Here is a 17059-nt window from a genome sequence, read left to right as displayed (position 1 = left end):
GGAGGCTCAGCGTCGGCGTACGGGCACGAACCTGACCGGAGTGCCCGGCGCCGCCTGGGCGGCGGCGGGCAGGTCCGCGGTGCGAACGACGGCGATCACCGGATAGCCGCCGGTGGTCGGATGGTCGGCGAGAAACACCACCGGCCTGCCGTCCGGAGGCACTTGGACCGCGCCCAGGACCATGCCCTCACTGGGGAGTTCACCGGAAACCGCCCGCTCCAGGGCGGGCCCTTCCGTGCGCAGCCCGATGCGGTTGCTCGCGGAGGACACCCGGTACGTGGACGTGGTGAAGGCCCGCAGTGCCGTCGGCGTGAACCAGTCGTCGCGTGGCCCGACGGTCACCCTGAACACGAGTTCGGCCGGGGGCGCGGGCTGCGGAACGACGTCCACGTGCGCGTGCCCGCCGATCACGGGCCCCAGGGGCAGCACCGCGCCGTCCGTCAGAGGCGGCGGACCCAGCCCGGACAGCAGGTCGGTGGAGCGGCTGCCGAGCACCCGCTCGACGGCGACTCCGCCGGAGACGGCCACGTAGGCCCGTACTCCGGACAGGGCTGTACCGATGTCCAGCAGCGCGCCGGCGGGCACCCGCACCGGGGCGCCCCAGGCGGCCGGGCGGCCGTTGACGGTGACGGGGCAGGGGGCGCCGCCGACCGCGACGGTGACCGCGCAACGGGGGCGCAGAGTGCAGCCGTTGAGGGTGGTCTCCAGTACCGCCGCCTTGGACGTGTTGCCGACCAGCCGGTTGACGAGCGCGGCCGTGGGCGGGTCCAGGGCCCCGGAGCGGGGCACCCCGAGATGGGCGTGACCGGGACGCCCGAGGTCCTGCACGGTGGTCAGTGCCCCGGCCCGTACGACGGCGAGCGCACGATCCGTCATCGGCTGCCCACCGGGACGAATCGGACGCGGGTGCCCGGCGACAGCAGTGCGGCCGGCACGCGCGTGTGGTCCCACAGGACCGCGTCCGTCGTACCGATCAGCTGCCAGCCGCCCGGTGACGCACGCGGGTACACGCCCGTGTACGACCCCGCCAGCCCGACGGAGCCGGCCGGGACGGACGTCCGGGGGGTGGCCCGGCGCGGAACGTCGTAGCGCGCCGGAAGCCCGGTGAGGTAGCCGAAGCCGGGCGCGAAGCCGCAGAAGGCGACCCGGAACTCGGTGCCCGCGTGGATACGCGCCACCGCTTCCTCGGACACGCCCCACAGGGCGGCGACGTCGGCGAGGTCCGGGCCGTCGTAGCGGACCGGGAGTTCGATGACGTCCTCGGTGCGGGGGAGTGTCGGGGGTACGTCGGAGGTGGTCAGCTCGGAGGCCAGCCGGGCTGGGTCGGCGAGCCCGTCGAGGAGGACCGTCCGGGCGGCGGGGACGATCTCCCGTACGGACAGCGTGCCCTCCGTGCGTCGGCGCAGCAGTTCCGCGTGCAGGGCCTGGGCCCGGTCGCCGGAGGAGACCTCGATCAGCAGGGCGTCGTCGCCGACGGGCAGCGCCCTCATTCCGCTCGTCCCGCTCATGTGAAGGCCTCCACGCGGACGCCGGAGGCCTCAAGGCGCTCGCGGACCCGGCGGGCCAGGTCCACGGCACCGGGCGTGTCGCCGTGGACGCACAGGGAGCGGGCGCGGACCGCGAGGGGCGTCCCGGCGCGCGAGGCGACCACGCCGGTCCGGGCGAGGGTCACGGAGCGTGCCACGACGGCCTCGGGATCGGTCACCAGCGCCCCGTCCTGGCCGCGCGGCACCAGAGTGGCCTCCTCGGTGTACGCGCGGTCGGCGAAGGCCTCGGGGACGGCGGGGAGGCCCGCCGCCTCGGCCAGCGCCAGCAGGCGCGAGCCAGGCAGCCCGAGCACCGGCAGGCCCGTGCCGGCCAGGAGCACGCCGTCGATCACCGCCTTGGCCTGTTCTTCGTCGTGCACGGCCCGGTTGTAGAGAGCGCCGTGCGGTTTGACGTACGACACCCGCGAGCCCGCCGCACGCGCGAAGACCTCCAAGGCGCCGATCTGGTAGGCCACCTCGGCGGTCAGTTCGTCGGGCGGCAGGTCCATCGCGCGCCGCCCGAACCCCGCGAGGTCGCGGTAGGAGACCTGGGCGCCGATCCGTACGCCGCGCTCGGCCGCCAGTTCGCACACCCGCCGCATGGTCGGCGGGTCCCCGGCGTGGAAGCCGCAGGCCACGTTGGCGCTGGTGACGACGGACAGCAGCTGTTCGTCGTCGGTCAGCCGCCAGCGGCCGAAGCCCTCGCCGAGGTCGGCGTTGAGGTCGATCATCTTCCGGACTCCTGTCACGCTCCGGTCAGGCGACGCGGTACTGCTCGTCGCGGGTGTCGGTGAGGAACATCTGGCCCGGCGCGTGCGTGATGGCGAAGGGCGGCCCGGACGCCATCACCGCGGCCTGCGGGGTCACCCCGCAGGCCCAGAACACCGGGATGTCGTCCGGCGCGAGGTCCACCGGATCGCCGAAGTCCGGGCGGCCGAGGTCGGCGATGCCGAGCCCGGACGGATCGCCGCAGTGTACGGGGCTGCCGTGCACCGCCGGGAGCAGGCTGCTCTCCCGGATCGCGGCCGCCAGATGCTGCGGCGGCACCGGACGCATGGACACCACCAGGGGGCCGTGCAGCCGCCCGGCGGGCCGGCACTGACGGTCGGTCACGTACATCGGGACGTTGCGGCCCTGCTCGATGTGCCGGATCGGTACGCCCGCCCCGGCGAGCGCCCACTCGAAGGTGAAACTGCACCCGATGAGGAACGTCACGAGGTCGTCGCGCCAGTGGGCGAGCACGTCCGTGGGCTCCTCCACCAGTTCGCCGTCCCGCCAGACCCGGTAGCGCGGCAGGTCGATGCGCAGGTCCGCGCCCTCGGCGAGGACGGTGGTCCACGAGCCGGCGTCCGTGACGTCCAAGACCGGGCAGGGCTTCTGGTTGCGCTGGCAGAACAGCAGCATGTCGTACGCCCAGTCGGCGGGCACCGAGATCAGGTTGACCTGGGTGTGGCCGGCCGCGACGCCTGCCGTGGGTCCCGTGAGGCCCGCGCGGAACCGGGCTCGGGCGGATTTCGGGCTCCACGCGTGCGCGTGCTCGTCGACGAGGGACAGGGGGCGGTCTTGCGTACGGTTCACTGGAGTTCCTTTCCGAGGGTCTCCGGCAGCCCGAGCAGGGCCAGGGCTGCGATGCCGTATCCGACGGCGCCGAAGACCAGCGCGCCGCCCACGCCCCAACTGTCGGCCAGGAAACCGACGGTGGTCGGGAAGACGGCGCCGACGGCCCGGCCGGTGTTGTAGGTGAACCCCTGCCCCGTGCCCCGTACTGCGGTCGGGTACAGCTCGCTCAGATAGGAGCCGAAGCCGCTGAAGATCGCCGACATACAGAATCCGAGCGGGAAACCGAGCACCAGGAGGAGGGTGTTGGAGCCGTTGGGGATGTTCGCGTAGGCGAGGATGCACAGCGCCGAGAGGACCGCGAACAGCCAGATGTTGCGCTTGCGGCCGATCCGGTCGGTGAGGTAGCCGCCGGTCAGATAGCCGATGAAGGCGCCGGAGATCAGGAACGTGAGATACGTGCCGGTGCCGACGACCGAGAGGCCCCGTTCCGTCTTCAGGTAGGTGGGGACCCAGGTCGCGAGGGTGTAGTAGCCGCCCTGGACGCCGGTGGACAGCAGGGCCGCGAACACCGTGATGCGCAGCAGGCCGGGCGAATTGGCGGTGCCGGGCCGGAAGATCTCCTTGAACGAGCCCTTCTTGGGGTTCTTCTCGCGCTCGGCGACCGCGCGCGGGGCGTCGTGCACCGAGCGTCGCACCCAGATGACCAGCAGCGCGGGCAGAGCACCGGTCCAGAACATCACGCGCCAGGCAAGGTCGTCGTCGAGGAACGAGAAGACCATGGTGTAGACGATCACGGCCAGTCCCCAGCCCACGGCCCAGGAACTCTGGATCGCGCCGAGCGTACGGCCGCGGTGCTTCGGGCTCGCGTACTCCGCCACCAGAATCGCGCCGACGGCCCATTCGCCGCCGAACCCGAGGCCCTGGAGGGCGCGGAACACCAGCAGCGTCTCGTAGTTGGGCGCGAAACCGCAGGCGACGGTGAAGACCGCGTAGGTGATCACCGTGATCATCAGCGCCTTGACCCGGCCGATACGGTCCGCGAGCACGCCCGCACCGGCGCCACCTATGGCGGAGACGACCAGCGTGACGGTGGTGAACAGCCCGGTCTGGCCTTTGTCCAGACCGAAGTACGCGGACAGCGCCACCATGCTCAGAGGCAGCGTGAAGTAGTCGTACGAGTCCAGGGCGTAGCCGCCGAACGCGCCGCCGAAGGCGCGGCGGCCACGCGGGCCCAGCGCCCGCAGCCAGGCGAACGCGCCTTCGTCGACGGCGGTCTCACGCGCTCCGGGGTGGGCGTCGTCGGTCAGGGCCTGCGGTGGAGGGGTCGTGCTCATGTGCACCTCGCAGATGAGGGACGGAGGGTGCTGCGGGACCGAGCGGTGCGGGAGCGGTCGACATCGCGTGGTTCCGGCGGTGTCTGTCAGTAAGGTAGAGGATCGTTGAACGATCCTTCAATACCCGTGTTGTTTCGTTCTCGTATCTACGATTGAATTCCGGGCATGGCAGAGCAGTTGACGGGACTGGCCGACGACCGCGCGCTCCTCGGGCGCACCAGCACCGCCGAGCGGGTGTCGGACATCCTCAGGAGCCGCGTCGCCGACGGCTACTTCCCGCCCGGGACCCGGCTCTCCGAGGACAGCATCGGCGGGGCCCTCGGCGTCTCCCGAAACACGCTGCGCGAGGCGTTCCGCCTGCTCACGCACGAACGCCTGCTGGTCCACGAGCTCAACAGGGGCGTCTTCGTGCGGGTCCTCGCGGTCGAGGACGTCGAGGACATCTACCGCACCCGCGCCCTCGTCGAGTGCGCCGTGGTCCGCGGTCTCGGCGAGCCGCCGTACGCCTTGGAGAACCTCGCCGCAGCCGTCGACGAGGGGCAGCGGGCGGTACGCGACGGTGACTGGAAAGGGCTGGGTACGGCCAACATCCACTTCCACGGCGAACTCGTCGCGCTGGCCGGCAGTGCCCGCACCGACGAGCTGATGCGCAGCGTTTTCGCCGAACTGCGCCTCGCCTTCCACGTCGTGGACGACCCGCGGCGCCTGCACGAGCCCTACCTCGCCCGCAACCAGCAGATACTGCGGGCGCTGGAACGAGGGAAAAGGGCCGAGGCGGAGGAACTGCTCTCGGTGTATCTCGCCGACTCGCTGGAGCGCGTGGTGGACGCCTACCGGCGCAGGGTGGGCGAGGACGAAACCCTCCTCTGAGGGACGTGGACCTGCGGCGACCCGGCTTCGCCGCACCGACGCGGCCGGCTCCCACCGGCCCGTGCACGACCGACGGCCGGTGGCCCGCCGTCCGCCCGCCGGAGGCGATCCGCGTCGTTTGGGGAGTTGTCAGACCGAGGACCTAGTCTGGGCACCGTGACTTCGCCTGCATCGACGGACAGCGTTCCGCCCCAGCTCAGCGTGGGGCCGCGCCCCGCTCCGGGCCCGGCCGCCGACGAGGGACTGGCGCGGCGCCTGCGCGCGCTCGCCTGCACCGCCCCGCTCCACGACCTGGACGCGCGCAAGGCGAATCTCGCGGGCGAGTACTCGGTGTACGGCATGGCGGAGGTGGCCCTCGCGGCCATCGACCTGGTCACCCTGAACATGGACTTCGACACCGGCGCGGACCACGACCAGATCGTCGCCCGCCTCATCCCGCGCATCGCCGCCCAGGCCCCGCGGCGGCCCGTCAGCGAACACGAGCGCGTCGCCCGCTGGGTCCTGGAGAACCTCATCAACGTCGGCAGCGTCGACCGCGGCTTCCGGGCCGTGTACGGCACTTTCGCGCCGGACGGCACGTATGTACGACGTGACTACGACTTCAAGCTGATCGAAGAGGTCCCGGGGTACGGCGGAAGCGTCTACCTCCGGACGACGGACGAGGCCGTCAACGTCCTCGTCGGCGCCCTCGACACCGATGTCACCAGCGCCCAGATCGCCGCTGAGGTCAAGCTGGAGGTGCTGATCAGCCGGGGCCGGCTGGCCGACGCCCAGCTCGCCGCCGAGCAGGCCCGCTACCGCACCGTGCAGTACTCGGAGGTCCTGCGCAGAGCGCTGGACGCGACCCGGCGCAACGTGCGCGCGGTGGACTGGCTCCAGACCGTCCCCGACATGATCGCCGAGGCGCTCGACCACGTCGCCGACCGGTACCGCCACGAGAACGCGATCCTGACCAACATCCGCAAGGCCCGTGACGAGTCCGAGGACCCGGAGCAGAAGCGGCGGGCCGCCGAACTCGTCGACATCGTGAAGGACTGCATCCGGCGGCACACGCTGCTCCAGTCCCGCCTCCTCGAAGCGGGACCGCTGTTCCGCGCGGAGCAGGACCGGCAGGCCTTCGCGACCCCGATGACATCCTCGGGGATAGACCTGTACGGCCATCTGGTCGCCCCTGTGCTGCCGATGCCCCTGGAGGCTGCCGTGCGGGTCACGGACGCGTTCTTCGCGCGCGGGACGGGGCTTCGTACGCCGGTGTCGGTCCGGGTCGGCGACCTCGTGGACATACTGCTGACGCCGCCACTGGAGCGGGAGCACCTCGGGGCGGAGATGCCGGAGCCGGATCTGATCGCCACGCCGGACGACAGCCGGTTCAGCGAGGAACAGCTGGCGGCCGCCATGGAGTTGCTGGACCTGCCCGCGGACGCGCCTCGGAGGCTGTCGGGGCTGCTCGCCGAGGCGCGTCTCAGGGACGCGGAACTCCCGTATCTGGTGGCGCTGTTGGCCGTTCACGCGGCCAGTCCGCCGGTCGGGACGGCCTATCGGCAGGGTGAGAAGAAGCTGTTGTTCGCCGTCGACGACGGGACCGAGCTGGACGACCCGGAGTTCGGGGGCGCCGATCTGATCGTGGGGATGGCGTTGCTGGACACCGTGGGGATGGCCGCGGGCAGGTCGGAGGCGGCGTGACGGGGCTGATGTCGTCGCCTGGCTGCGGGCCCGTTGTGGCTGGTCGCGCAGTTCCCCGCGCCCCTGCAGGGGCGCTTGTCCGCCCGCTCGATCATCAGAACCCCGAGGAGCCTCAGCCGTGAACGAGCAGGTCGACTGGAGCGAGCCGGAGGCTGTCGCCGCGCCGGCTGTGGCTGCCGTGATCACTCCTGGCGATGCCGCCGATGCCGCTCGGCTGGTGGCCTTTGGCCTCCAGCCCAAGCTGCAGGCGGCCCGGGACCAGGAGTACGCCGAGCTGTTGCGGCGGTACCGCGAGGACCCGGCCTTCGCCCGGCTCGCCGACGCCGTGGCCGCCGGGCTGGGGCTGGTGGTGCTGGAGGTGTCCCCGCGCGCGGGGATGGCGGTGACCGCCGCCGAGGACTCCGTGTTCGCCGTTCGGATGGGGGACTACGCCCGTCGTACCTCCGCCGACGGCTCCGACCGGTTTCTGCACGGGCTCGCCCACCTCGCCGTGGCCGCCATGGCGTTCCCGCGGCCCGAGGACCTCGCCGACGACGGCTACATCGGGCGCGTCACCGTCAACGGCGTCGAGGCCTTCGTCCGGCAGGCCTGCCGGCGGCTGGAGGAGCGGGCCGAGGCACAGGGCGAGATCACCGACCCGGTCAGCGACGCCCCGGGGCTGGAGGCCGCCTGGCGGATCTGGATCAGGCGCAGCGCGACGGGGGCCACCAAGGACGCGCGGAGACCGGCCGGTTCGACCACCGGCATCGTCGGCAAGGCCGTCGTCTTCCTCACCGACTCCGGCTTCCTCCAGCGCACGGGTGACGACAACGGCGGTACGTACCGGACAACGGCTCGTTACCAGCTTCAGGTCCGGGACATGGCCGGCAACGCCGCGATGGCCGAGCTGCTGGAGCTGGGCGTCGTGCCGGTCACCGACGGGACGCCGACGCTGCTGCCCGCCGAGGACACCGACGACCTCGAGCTGGTGGCCGACGCCGGACTGCCCTTCCACCACTCCTGACCGCCACCGCGACCGCCTTCACCCCCAACCCGACTACTCCCTTACGACCACGAGAGTCCGCCATGTACGAGCTGTCCCGGGTCCGCCTCTACTCCATCGGTCCTGCCGGTGCGCGCTACGCCGACACCGTGCTTGACCTGCGGGGTGTCGGCGCGCCGGTGCCCGACCCCGCGCCCACCCAGGCGGAGTTCTTCGAGGACGAGCCAGTTGGACCGCCGCGCCGGCCCGCGCCCGCCGGCGTGCTCTTCCTGGAGAACGGCGGCGGCAAGTCCGTACTGCTCAAACTGATCTTCTCCGTGATGCTCCCCGGACACCGCAACACCCTGGGTGGCGCCAGCTCCGGAGTGCTGCGGAAGTTCCTGCTCGCCGACGACTGCGGGCATGTCGTCCTCGAGTGGCAGCACACGCTCACCGGTGAACTGGTGGTGGTCGGCAAGGCGAGTGAGTGGCGGGGGCGGCAGGTCTCCAACGACCCGCGGAAGTTCGCCGAGGCCTGGTACTCCTTCCGGCCCGGCCCGGGGCTGAGCCTCGACAACCTTCCCGTCGCCGAGTCCACCGCCGTACGGCCGCCGGTGGAGGGCGTCTCCGGTGCCCAGGGGCGGCGCCGCACGATGAAGGGCTTCCGGGACGCGATCACCGAGGCGGGCAAGGCGTATCCGCATCTCGAAGTGCACTGGGAGGAGATCCACGACCGCTGGGTCGAGCACCTGGGAGAACTGGGTCTCGACCCCGAACTCTTCCGCTACCAGCGGGAGATGAACGCCGACGAGGGTGAGGCCGCCGGCCTCTTCGCGGTCAAGAAGGACTCCGACTTCACCGACCTGCTGCTGCGCGCCGTCACCGACACCCGGGACACGGACGGGCTCGCCGACCTGGTCGGAGGCTTCGGCAACAAGCTGGGGCGACGGTCCGAACTGATCGCCGAACGGGACTTCACCGCCGGGTCCGTGGACCTGCTCGGACGCATCGTCGAAGCAGCGGAGACACGGTCCCGCGCGCGGGACGTCCACACCGGTGCCGAGCGCCGGACACGCACCCTGGCCCGGCGGCTGTCCGCGCGAGGCGTCCAGGAGCGGGTCAGGGCCGGGGACCTCGCCCAGCGGGTCACCGCCGCGGCGTACACCGTCACCCACTCCGAGGGCGGGCGGGAGCGCAGCGCGCTGATCGCCGCCGAACTCGCCTTCCGGCATGCCTCACTGGCCCTCGCCGCGGCGGAGAAGACAGCAGCCGCGCAGAAACGCGAACTCGCCGACGCGCGCACCATGCACTCCGCCTGGCAGGCCGCCGAGGTCGTCCTGCGGCACCGCGCCGCCGCCGACCGCTCCGCGCGCGTGGCCGTCGCGATCCGCGAGGCCGAACGGGACGCGGCCCCGGCGCTCGCCGCCCGCGCCAAGGCCGCCGTGGACCTCGTACGGGCGCTGCACTCGGCGGCGGAAGGCGCGGAGGCGCTCGCCAACGAGGAGGAGGAGCGCTCCGCCGCCCTCCAGGAGATCAGCGAGGTCGCCCACCGGGACTCGACCGGCGCGGCCACCGAGGCACAGCGCGCCCGCAGCGAGGTCGGGCACCTGCGGCAGCGGCTCAGCGAGGTCGAGCAGGAGACCGCCGAGGCGGTGCGCGCGGGCTGGCTCGACGACAGTGCTCCGGACGCGGACCCGGCACGGGCCGCGCTCGCCGCCAGCGACGCCGAGAAGTCGGCCGTAGCGGCCTGGGACACCTCCCGTGAGGCGTCCGGTCGGGCTTCCGAGCACGCGCGGGAGGCGGCGTCCGCCGAGTCCCGCGCGGAGCTGACGGCCGCACGCGCGGCGGACGCCGCCACAGCGGCCGAGCGCGCGTACGACGCCGAGCGGCGCACCGCCGAGGCCCTGGCGGCGGAGGAACGGCTCGCCGACCTGCTGAGCCTGCCGTCGGCGGGCGGTACGCGGCAGCGGGGACGGGCCGCGGTGCCGCGCCAGCAGGGCCCGGGTGAGGGCAGCGGTGCCGAGAGCACGGCCGGGGACGATGATCAGGGCGCCCCCCGTGCCGCCGTCGAAGGGCCGCTGACCCCCGAGGAACTGGACCGCTTCGCCGACGAACTCCATGAGCTGCTCGACGCCGGTGTCACCTCCGCCGAGCGGCAGCTCTTCGAGCTGCGGACCGCCGCCGCCGACGACGCCCGGATCCTCGGCGCGCTCGGTGACGGCGGGCTGCTGCCGGCCGGCCCCGATGTGCTGGCCACCGTCGAGTTCCTCGGCGAACACGGCATCCCCGCGCTGCCCGGCTGGCGCTACCTCGCCCAGGCCGTCGACCCCGTCGACCACGCGCGCGTGCTGGCCGCCCGCCCCGAACTGGTCGACGGCGTCATCATCACCGACCCCGGCACGCACGCGCGTGCCCGCGAGGCACTCGCCGACGCGGCCCTGCTGCCCCGCTCGGCCGTGGCGGTCGGTACGGCAGCCGCCCTGCTCGCCCCCACCCCGGCCCCCGGACCGGACGACGGCGACGTGTTCCTCGTACCGCCGAACCCGGCCATGCACGACGAACACGCCGCCGACGAGGAACGACAGGCGCTGCGGGCCCGGGCCGGTGAGCGGGAGGAGGAGATCCGCACCCTCGCCGCGCGGCTCGGCAAGGACCGGGAACTGGGCGCGCGGCTCGCCTCCTGGCGCACGGGCTGTCCTGCCGGGCGGCTCGGCGAGCTGGCCCGGGCCGCGCACGACGCGCGTGCCTTCGCCGAGGAGGCCGAGGCCGAGCTGGCCGAGGCCCGGACCGTGCGGGCCGAGGCCGACGAGGTGGCGAGCGAGGCGTCCCGGGTCCGGGACGAGCGGCAGGAGGCGGCCCAGCGGGCCAGGCGCGCCGCCGACGCGCTCGCCGGCCTGGCGTACCGGCTGCGTGAACGTGCCGGCTGGCAGGTCAAGGTGCGTGAACTGGCCGACGAGGCGGTCGAGTCGGAGGCCCGCGCCCAGATCTGCCTGGAGCGAGCGCGGTCCGCCGACGAGGACCGGCGCGCTGTCCAGCGGTCCGCCGACGACGCGCGCCGCACGGCCCGCGCCCTGCGCGCCGAGCGCGCTGAGATCGCGGGCGCCCCAGATGACCTGCCGGAAGCCGACGAAGACGCCGCGAAGTCGTCGCTGCCGGCCCTCCGAGAGGCCTACCGGGCCGCCTCCCAGCTGTACGAGAAGGTCGGCGTCGGGGCCGACCTGCGGGCGGAGCAGGCACGCTCCGAGAGCGACGAGAGCGCCGCGCGCGCGGACCTGGACAGGCTGAGCAACAAGGTGCGTACGCGCGCCGAACAGCTGCTGCAGGCGCCCGAGGGATCCGACGGACCGTCCCGGCAGGCCGCCTCCGCGCGCGCCGAGGAACTCGTCCAGCTCCTGGAGACCCGGGTGTCCACGGCCAGCGAGCAACTCGGGCGGCTGCGCGGCGAGGCCGAGCGGCACGCGCCCGAGGACGGCGATTCGCACACCGAGCTGGCCGAGGAACTCGTCCCGCGCGACGCCGAACACGCTCAGGTACTGCTGCGCACCGCCACCGCCGAACTGGCCTCCCGTACCGAGGCGTTGGCCCGGGCCAGGGAGGCGCACGCCGAACTTCTCGGCTCCCACAGGGCAGCCGAGGACGCCGCCTCAGGGTTCGACGAGATCGCCGCGATGCTCCGCGACCTGCTGCGCGAGCACGCCTCCGACGACGAGCAGGAAGCCCCGGAGCCCTACCCCGGAAGCCCGGAGGAAGCCCGGCAGTCGGCCGCCGAGGCCCGCCGCTCCCTCCGCGGCTGCGCCGCCGACCTGTCCGCGGCCGAGGCCGCCGTGCGCGAGGCGAGCGACATCCTCGTACGGCATGCCAACTCCACGCGGTACGAGGCGGTGCGCACCCCCGCCCGCCAGCAGATCCGTGAACTGCCCGCGTCCGCGCTGCCCGAGCACGCGCAGAAGTGGGCGGACGCCTTCGCACCCCGACTCCGGGTCCTGACCGACGAGTTGGCGCAGCTGGAGCGGAACCGGGACTCGATCGTGGACCGGCTGCGCGGGTTGGTGGAGTCGTCGCTGGCCACCCTGCGGTCCGCGCAGCGGCTGTCCCGGCTGCCCGAGGGGCTCGGCGAGTGGTCCGGGCAGGAGTTCCTGCGCATCCGGTTCGAGGAGCCCGACCAGGCGACGCTCACGGAGCGGCTCGGCGAGGTCGTCGACGAGGCGACCCGGTCGGCCGTGAAGAAGAACTCCGACCTGCGCCGGGACGGAATGTCCCTGCTCCTGAGGGGAGTCGGCGCCGCCCTCCAGCCCAAGGGCATCGCCGTCGAGATCCTCAAGCCCGACGCCGTACTGCGCGCCGAACGCGTGCCTGTCGGGCAGATGGGTGACGTGTTCTCGGGCGGTCAGCTGCTCACCGCGGCCATCGCCCTGTACTGCACGATGGCCGCGCTGCGCAGCAACGACCGGGGCCGAGACAAGCACCGGCACGCCGGCACGCTGTTCCTCGACAACCCCATCGGACGGGCCAACGCGACCTACCTGCTGGAGCTCCAGCGAGCCGTGTCCGACGCGCTCGGCGTCCAACTCCTGTACACCACCGGCCTGTTCGACACGACCGCGCTCGCCGAGTTCCCCCTCGTCATCCGCCTCCGCAACGACGCCGACCTCCGCGCGGGCCTCAAGTACATCAGCGTCGAGGAACACCTCCGGCCGGGACTGCCACAGCAGGCCCCGGCCGGGGAGGGAGACGCGGTACACAGCGAGATCACGGCGACGCGAATGTTCAAACGTCCCGCACAGACACCTTCCTCCGGGGCGACTCCCTAGGGGCGCGGGGAACTGCGCGACAAGCCAAGACGGCGCCGCAGTTCCCCCACGACCCGCACCCGTCTTAGGCGTCCGCCTTCAAAAGGTCCGCACACTTCTCACCGATCATCATCGTCGTGATACACGGATTCACCGTCACCAGATCCGGCATCACCGACCCGTCGGCAACCCGCAAGCCATCGACACCCTTCACCCGCAGCCGCGCGTCCAGCGGCGCCGAGGCGTCGTCGTCCGCACCCATCTTCACGGTGCAGGCCGGGTGGTAGACGGTGTTGTGGGTCTTGTGGATGTAGTCCAGCAGCTCGTCGTCGGTCCGGACATCCGGCCCGGGGGACAGTTCCGCCTTCACCCAGCCGCTCAGCGCGGGCTGGGCGGCGATCCGGCGGGCCAGCTTCAGCCCGTACGTCATCACGCGCGCGTCGTGCTCGTGCGTGAAGTACCGCGGATCGACCATCGGCTTGTCCCGGTAGTCACGGGTACGCAGCCTCACCGTGCCGCGGGACTTCGCCCGGGTCACGTTGGGGGTGAGGCAGAACGCGTTCTCCGAGGTCGGATAGCCCCAACGCGCCGTGTTCATGTCGAACGGCACCGAGCCGTAGTGGAACATCAGGTCGGGCCGGTCCAGGCCCGGTTCGGTGTCGTAGAAGATGCCCGCCTCCCACCACTGGTTGGAGGTCGTGGTCATCGGCTGTGCGGCGTCCCACATGATGACGCCCTCGGGGTGGTCCTGCAGGTTCTCACCGACGCCGGCGGAGTCCACGACCACCTCGACGCCGACCTCGCGCAGCTGCTCGGCCGGTCCGATACCGGACAGCATGAGGAGCTTCGGGGTGTCGATCGACCCGCAGGACACGATGACCTCGCGGCGCGCCCGTACGGTCCTGGTGTGGATGAGGTCCGGGTCGAGGTAGTCGGCGCCCACGCACCGGCGCCCCTCCAGCACGAGCTGCTTCGCCCGCACACCTGTCCGTACCTCCAGGTTCGGCCGCCTGCCCATGACGGGGTGGAGATAGGCGACGGAGGACGACTGACGGATGTTGTTCTCGTCGGAGTTGATCTGGAACCAGTTGGCCCCGCGGAGCACGGTGTTCCCGGTGTTGAAGGGCGTGGTGGGGATGCCCGCCTGTGCGCACGCCTCCAGCAGGGCGGCGCCGCACGGGTCCTCGCTCTTCACCGTACGGAGCTTCACCGGGCCGGTGCGGCCGTGGTGGTCGCCGGGGGCGTCGTTGGTCTCCAGGCGCCGGTAGAGCGGGAAGAGGTCGGCCGCGCTCCAGCCCTTACAGCCTGCCGCCGCCCAGTCGTCGAGATCCTCGGCCGGGGCCCAGAAGGCGATGCAGGAGTTGTGGGAGGAACAGCCGCCGAGCACCTTCGCGCGGGCGTGCCGCATGAAGCTGTTGCCGCTGGCCTGTGGTTCGACGGGGTAGTCCCAGTCGTAGCCGGACTCCAGCAGGCCCATCCAGCGTTCGAGTCTGAGGACGTTGTCGTCGCCGACGTCGCTCGGGCCCGCTTCCAGCACGCACACCGTGACGGACGGGTCCTCCGAGAGCCGCGCGGCCACCACGTTGCCGGCGGTGCCACCGCCCACCACCACGTAGTCGAACTCGTCGGTGGTCATGAGTGATCGGTCCATGGGGGATTGCTCCATCAGGGCTTGACCTCCTTCAGTCGGCCGCCGGGGCGGCGAGGGGAGCGGCCGGCGCGGCCGGGGCTCCCTCGAGACGGTGTCCGGCGAGCACACCCGTCCGGTGCCGCTGGACGAACCAGTAGTAGGCGAAACCGCCACCCGCGATGATCGAGACGAACAGCACGGCGCCCCACTGGAGGTACCAGTGGAAGGGGGCGGTGGCGTTGTAGACCGAGGCCCGCGGCCAGATCAGGTTCGTCGTCATGGCGCCGCCCCAGATCACGGCCCCGATGTTGACCAGCAGGCCCCAGCGGCCCAGCGAGAACTTGCCGTCGCCGGCCGGCTGCCACCTGCCGCGCAGCCGTGCCACCAGCATGGGTACGGTCACGCCCAGATAGGCGAGGTAGATCATGATGATGCCGATGCTGGTGACGACGGTGAAGATCTGCGGCTGGCGGATGTTGACCACCAGGATCGCCAGTGCCAGCACTCCGACGATCACGGCGGGCAGTACCGGCGTCTGGAAGCGCGGGCTGACCTTCGCGAGCAGGGAGGACGCGGGGAGGTTGTTGTCGCGGGCCATCGCGAACGCCAGCCGGATCGCCGCCGTGTGGACGGCCAGCGCGCAGACGGTGACCGCGATCAGCACGCACCACAGCATCGCCTTGCCGGCCGTCGGTCCGAGCACGTCGAGCACGACGTACTGCAGACCGTCCGTGGACAGCTCCTTGCCCTTCAGGCTGGAGACGCTCATCAGTGCGAGGAGGAGGATCAGGCCGCCGAGGACGAAGGAGGCGACGATCGCCCGGATGATGGCGCGCGGCGCGTTCCGGGACGGGTCGCGGGACTCCTCACCGAGCGAGGCGGCGGTGTCGAAGCCGTACATGACGTACGCGGATGCCAGTGAGGCCACCAGGAACGCGCCGAGGTAGCCGGCGCCGTGGCCCGCGCCCGTGCCGTTCGTCTGGGTGACGACCTGCGGGCCTCGGGTGATGTGCACGGCGAACAGGACGATCAGCACCACTGTGGCGACGAGCTCGATGAAGACACCCGCCGTGTTGATCGTGGCCATCAGCTTGACGCCGAAGGCGTTCACCACGGTCGTGAACAGGATCAGCACGCCGGCCAGGATCACCGCGTTGGTCGCCACGTCGTACTTGCCGGTGCCGTCACCGACGATCTGGAACACACTGGAGATCTGCGGCAGCGTGAGCTGGTAGGCGAGTGCCACCGCGGCGATCGACACGATCGAGGCGATCAGCATCATCCAGCCGGCGAGCCAGCCCAGATGCGGATTGCCGATCTTCTTCGACCAGTTGTAGACCGAGCCCGCCACGGGATAGCGGGCGGCCAGCTCCGCGAAACAGAGCGCGACCATGAACTGGCCGACGAACACCATCGGCCACGACCACCAGTAGGCGGGACCGCCGCTGCCGTAGCCGAAGTAGAACAGCTGGAAGGTGCCGGTCAGGATCGAGATGTAGCTGATCCCGGCCGCGAAGGTGTGGAAGTTGCCGAGGGTGCGCTTGAGTTCGGGCTTGTATCCGAACTCGGCGAGTTCGTCGTCGTCCGTGTGCCCTGGGCCTGTTGGTTGTTCGGTGGTTGCCATGAGCGGACTCCTGGGGGGACCGGGGAAGGGGAGGGAGCGGCTCGTTGCGGGTGCCGGGATGAACGGGTGGGATCAATGGGGGCGCACATTCAGGACACACGCAAGGGGAATGGCGCAAAAAGGGCGGAGAAGGGGTGGAGAGGGTGGCGCGCGGGTGGCGCTACGAGAACCAGCCCTGCGGCGAGGGATCGGTGTTCCGGTAGATGTGCTTCGCCTCGCGGTACTCGGCGAGTCCTGCGGGTCCGAGTTCCCGGCCGAAGCCGGACTGCTTGTAGCCGCCCCACTCCGCCTGGGGGAGGTACGGGTGGTAGTCGTTGATCCACACCGTGCCGATCCGCAACCGGGCCGCGACCCGCTGGGCCTTGGCCTCGTCGGTGGTGAAGACGCCTCCGGCGAGTCCGTACACGGTGTCGTTGGCGAGGCGGACCGCCTCCGCCTCGTCCGTGAACCGCTCCACGGTGAGCACCGGCCCGAACGACTCCTCCTGTACGACGGTCATCCGGGCGTCGCACTCGTCGAGCACCGTCGGTGAGTAGTAGAAACCGTCGTCGAGCCCCTCGGGGCGTGCCCCGCCACAGCGCAGGACCGCACCCTCGGCCAGGCCCTGGGCGACATACGCCTCGACCTTCGCGCGATGTGCCTCGGAGATCAGCGGGCCGGTCTGGGCCTCTTCGTCGAACGGGCCGCCGAGCCGGATCAGCCGGGCCCGCCGGACGACCTCGTCGACGAACCGGTCGTGCAGCGAGTCCTCCACCAGCAGCCGGGCCCCGGCCGAGCAGACCTGCCCGGAGTGCAGGAACACCGCGGTGAGCGCCATGTCGACGGCCGTGTCGAAGTCGGCGTCCGCGAACACGATGTTGGGGTTCTTGCCGCCGAGTTCGAGCGCGACCTTCTTCACGGTGCCCGCCGCGGCAGCCATGAGCCTGCGGCCCGTCTGGAGTCCGCCGGTGAAGGAGAGGAGGTCGACGTCCGGATGGTCGCCGAGCGGTGCGCCCGCCTCCGGACCGGCGCCGAGGACGAGGTTGGCCACGCCCGCGGGCAGTCCGGCCTCCTCCAGGAGCCGCATCAGACGGATCGCGGT

At 71.9% G+C, this 17059-nt stretch carries 12 protein-coding genes; 4 read left to right on the top strand and 8 right to left on the bottom strand.

Annotated features, from left to right (window positions below; all coding sequences use genetic code 11):
• Positions 1–6: 6 nt before the first annotated feature.
• The 5 genes from STRTUCAR8_RS18755 to STRTUCAR8_RS18735 are packed head-to-tail and all read right to left on the bottom strand — an operon-like array spanning position 7 to position 4420.
• Entirely contained in the window at positions 7–876 is an 870-nt protein-coding gene (locus STRTUCAR8_RS18755) for a 5-oxoprolinase subunit C family protein (RefSeq protein ID WP_006377404.1), read from the bottom strand.
• Positions 873–1490 carry a 5-oxoprolinase subunit PxpB gene (pxpB, locus tag STRTUCAR8_RS18750; protein ID WP_044472440.1) on the bottom strand — a complete coding sequence of 206 codons (618 nt, stop codon included), beginning with the start codon at positions 1488–1490 and terminating at the stop codon, positions 873–875. The genes STRTUCAR8_RS18755 and pxpB overlap by 4 nt, the downstream gene beginning before the upstream one ends.
• A gap of 14 nt (positions 1491–1504) precedes the next feature.
• A complete protein-coding gene (locus STRTUCAR8_RS18745) occupies positions 1505–2257 on the bottom strand; it encodes a LamB/YcsF family protein (RefSeq protein ID WP_006377408.1) in 753 nt (250 codons plus the stop codon).
• 25 nt (positions 2258–2282) lie between these two features.
• The gene (locus STRTUCAR8_RS18740; protein WP_006377413.1) at positions 2283–3104 is read right to left on the bottom strand and encodes a putative hydro-lyase; all 822 of its coding nucleotides are present in this window, start codon (positions 3102–3104) and stop codon (positions 2283–2285) included.
• Positions 3101–4420, bottom strand: a complete 1320-nt coding sequence (locus STRTUCAR8_RS18735; protein ID WP_006377392.1) for an MFS transporter — start codon at positions 4418–4420, stop codon at positions 3101–3103. The genes STRTUCAR8_RS18740 and STRTUCAR8_RS18735 overlap by 4 nt, the downstream gene beginning before the upstream one ends.
• Positions 4421–4585: 165 nt before the next feature.
• Between STRTUCAR8_RS18735 and STRTUCAR8_RS18730 the strand changes: the two genes are divergently transcribed.
• The 4 genes from STRTUCAR8_RS18730 (at position 4586) to STRTUCAR8_RS18715 (ending at position 12745) form a co-directional block, all read left to right on the top strand.
• A complete protein-coding gene (locus STRTUCAR8_RS18730) occupies positions 4586–5290 on the top strand; it encodes a GntR family transcriptional regulator (protein ID WP_006377393.1) in 705 nt (234 codons plus the stop codon).
• Between the two features lie 156 nt (positions 5291–5446).
• Entirely contained in the window at positions 5447–6973 is a 1527-nt protein-coding gene (locus STRTUCAR8_RS18725; RefSeq protein ID WP_044472439.1) for a hypothetical protein, read from the top strand.
• A 118-nt stretch (positions 6974–7091) separates the two neighbouring features.
• Positions 7092–7976: a hypothetical protein gene (locus STRTUCAR8_RS18720; RefSeq protein ID WP_006377400.1), complete on the top strand. Its 885-nt coding sequence runs from the start codon at positions 7092–7094 to the stop codon at positions 7974–7976.
• Between the two features lie 62 nt (positions 7977–8038).
• On the top strand, positions 8039–12745 hold the full coding sequence (locus tag STRTUCAR8_RS18715; RefSeq protein WP_006377397.1) for a hypothetical protein: 4707 nt from the start codon (positions 8039–8041) through the stop codon (positions 12743–12745).
• A gap of 64 nt (positions 12746–12809) precedes the next feature.
• Here STRTUCAR8_RS18715 and STRTUCAR8_RS18710 read toward each other — a convergent pair whose 3' ends face one another.
• From STRTUCAR8_RS18710 to STRTUCAR8_RS18700, 3 genes are all read right to left on the bottom strand, one after another.
• On the bottom strand, positions 12810–14360 hold the full coding sequence (locus tag STRTUCAR8_RS18710; protein WP_044472443.1) for a GMC family oxidoreductase: 1551 nt from the start codon (positions 14358–14360) through the stop codon (positions 12810–12812).
• A gap of 46 nt (positions 14361–14406) precedes the next feature.
• Positions 14407–15978: an APC family permease gene (locus STRTUCAR8_RS18705; RefSeq protein WP_006377410.1), complete on the bottom strand. Its 1572-nt coding sequence runs from the start codon at positions 15976–15978 to the stop codon at positions 14407–14409.
• A 160-nt stretch (positions 15979–16138) separates the two neighbouring features.
• Positions 16139–17059, bottom strand: a 921-nt coding sequence (locus STRTUCAR8_RS18700; RefSeq protein WP_006377411.1) for an aldehyde dehydrogenase family protein, incomplete at its 5' end; no start/stop codon positions are given.

The sequence above is a fragment of the Streptomyces turgidiscabies Car8 genome (assembly GCF_000331005.1).
GTDB lineage: Bacteria > Actinomycetota > Actinomycetes > Streptomycetales > Streptomycetaceae > Streptomyces > Streptomyces turgidiscabies.
The sequence above is the reverse complement of the archived record's forward strand: the minus strand, read 5'-3'. Positions and strand labels throughout refer to the sequence as shown.

Bases quoted from the DNA above. Each gene is read 5' to 3' on its own strand.
- STRTUCAR8_RS18730 (WP_006377393.1), top strand. From the start codon at position 4,586: ATGGCAGAGCAGTTGACGGGACTGGCCGACGACCGCGCGCTCCTCGGG.
- STRTUCAR8_RS18715 (WP_006377397.1), top strand. From the start codon at position 8,039: ATGTACGAGCTGTCCCGGGTCCGCCTCTACTCCATCGGTCCTGCCGGT.
- STRTUCAR8_RS18745 (WP_006377408.1), bottom strand. From the start codon at position 2,257: ATGATCGACCTCAACGCCGACCTCGGCGAGGGCTTCGGCCGCTGGCGG.
- STRTUCAR8_RS18735 (WP_006377392.1), bottom strand. From the start codon at position 4,420: ATGAGCACGACCCCTCCACCGCAGGCCCTGACCGACGACGCCCACCCC.
- STRTUCAR8_RS18705 (WP_006377410.1), bottom strand. From the start codon at position 15,978: ATGGCAACCACCGAACAACCAACAGGCCCAGGGCACACGGACGACGAC.
- STRTUCAR8_RS18710 (WP_044472443.1), bottom strand. From the start codon at position 14,360: ATGACCACCGACGAGTTCGACTACGTGGTGGTGGGCGGTGGCACCGCC.
- pxpB (WP_044472440.1), bottom strand. From the start codon at position 1,490: ATGAGGGCGCTGCCCGTCGGCGACGACGCCCTGCTGATCGAGGTCTCC.
- STRTUCAR8_RS18755 (WP_006377404.1), bottom strand. From the start codon at position 876: ATGACGGATCGTGCGCTCGCCGTCGTACGGGCCGGGGCACTGACCACC.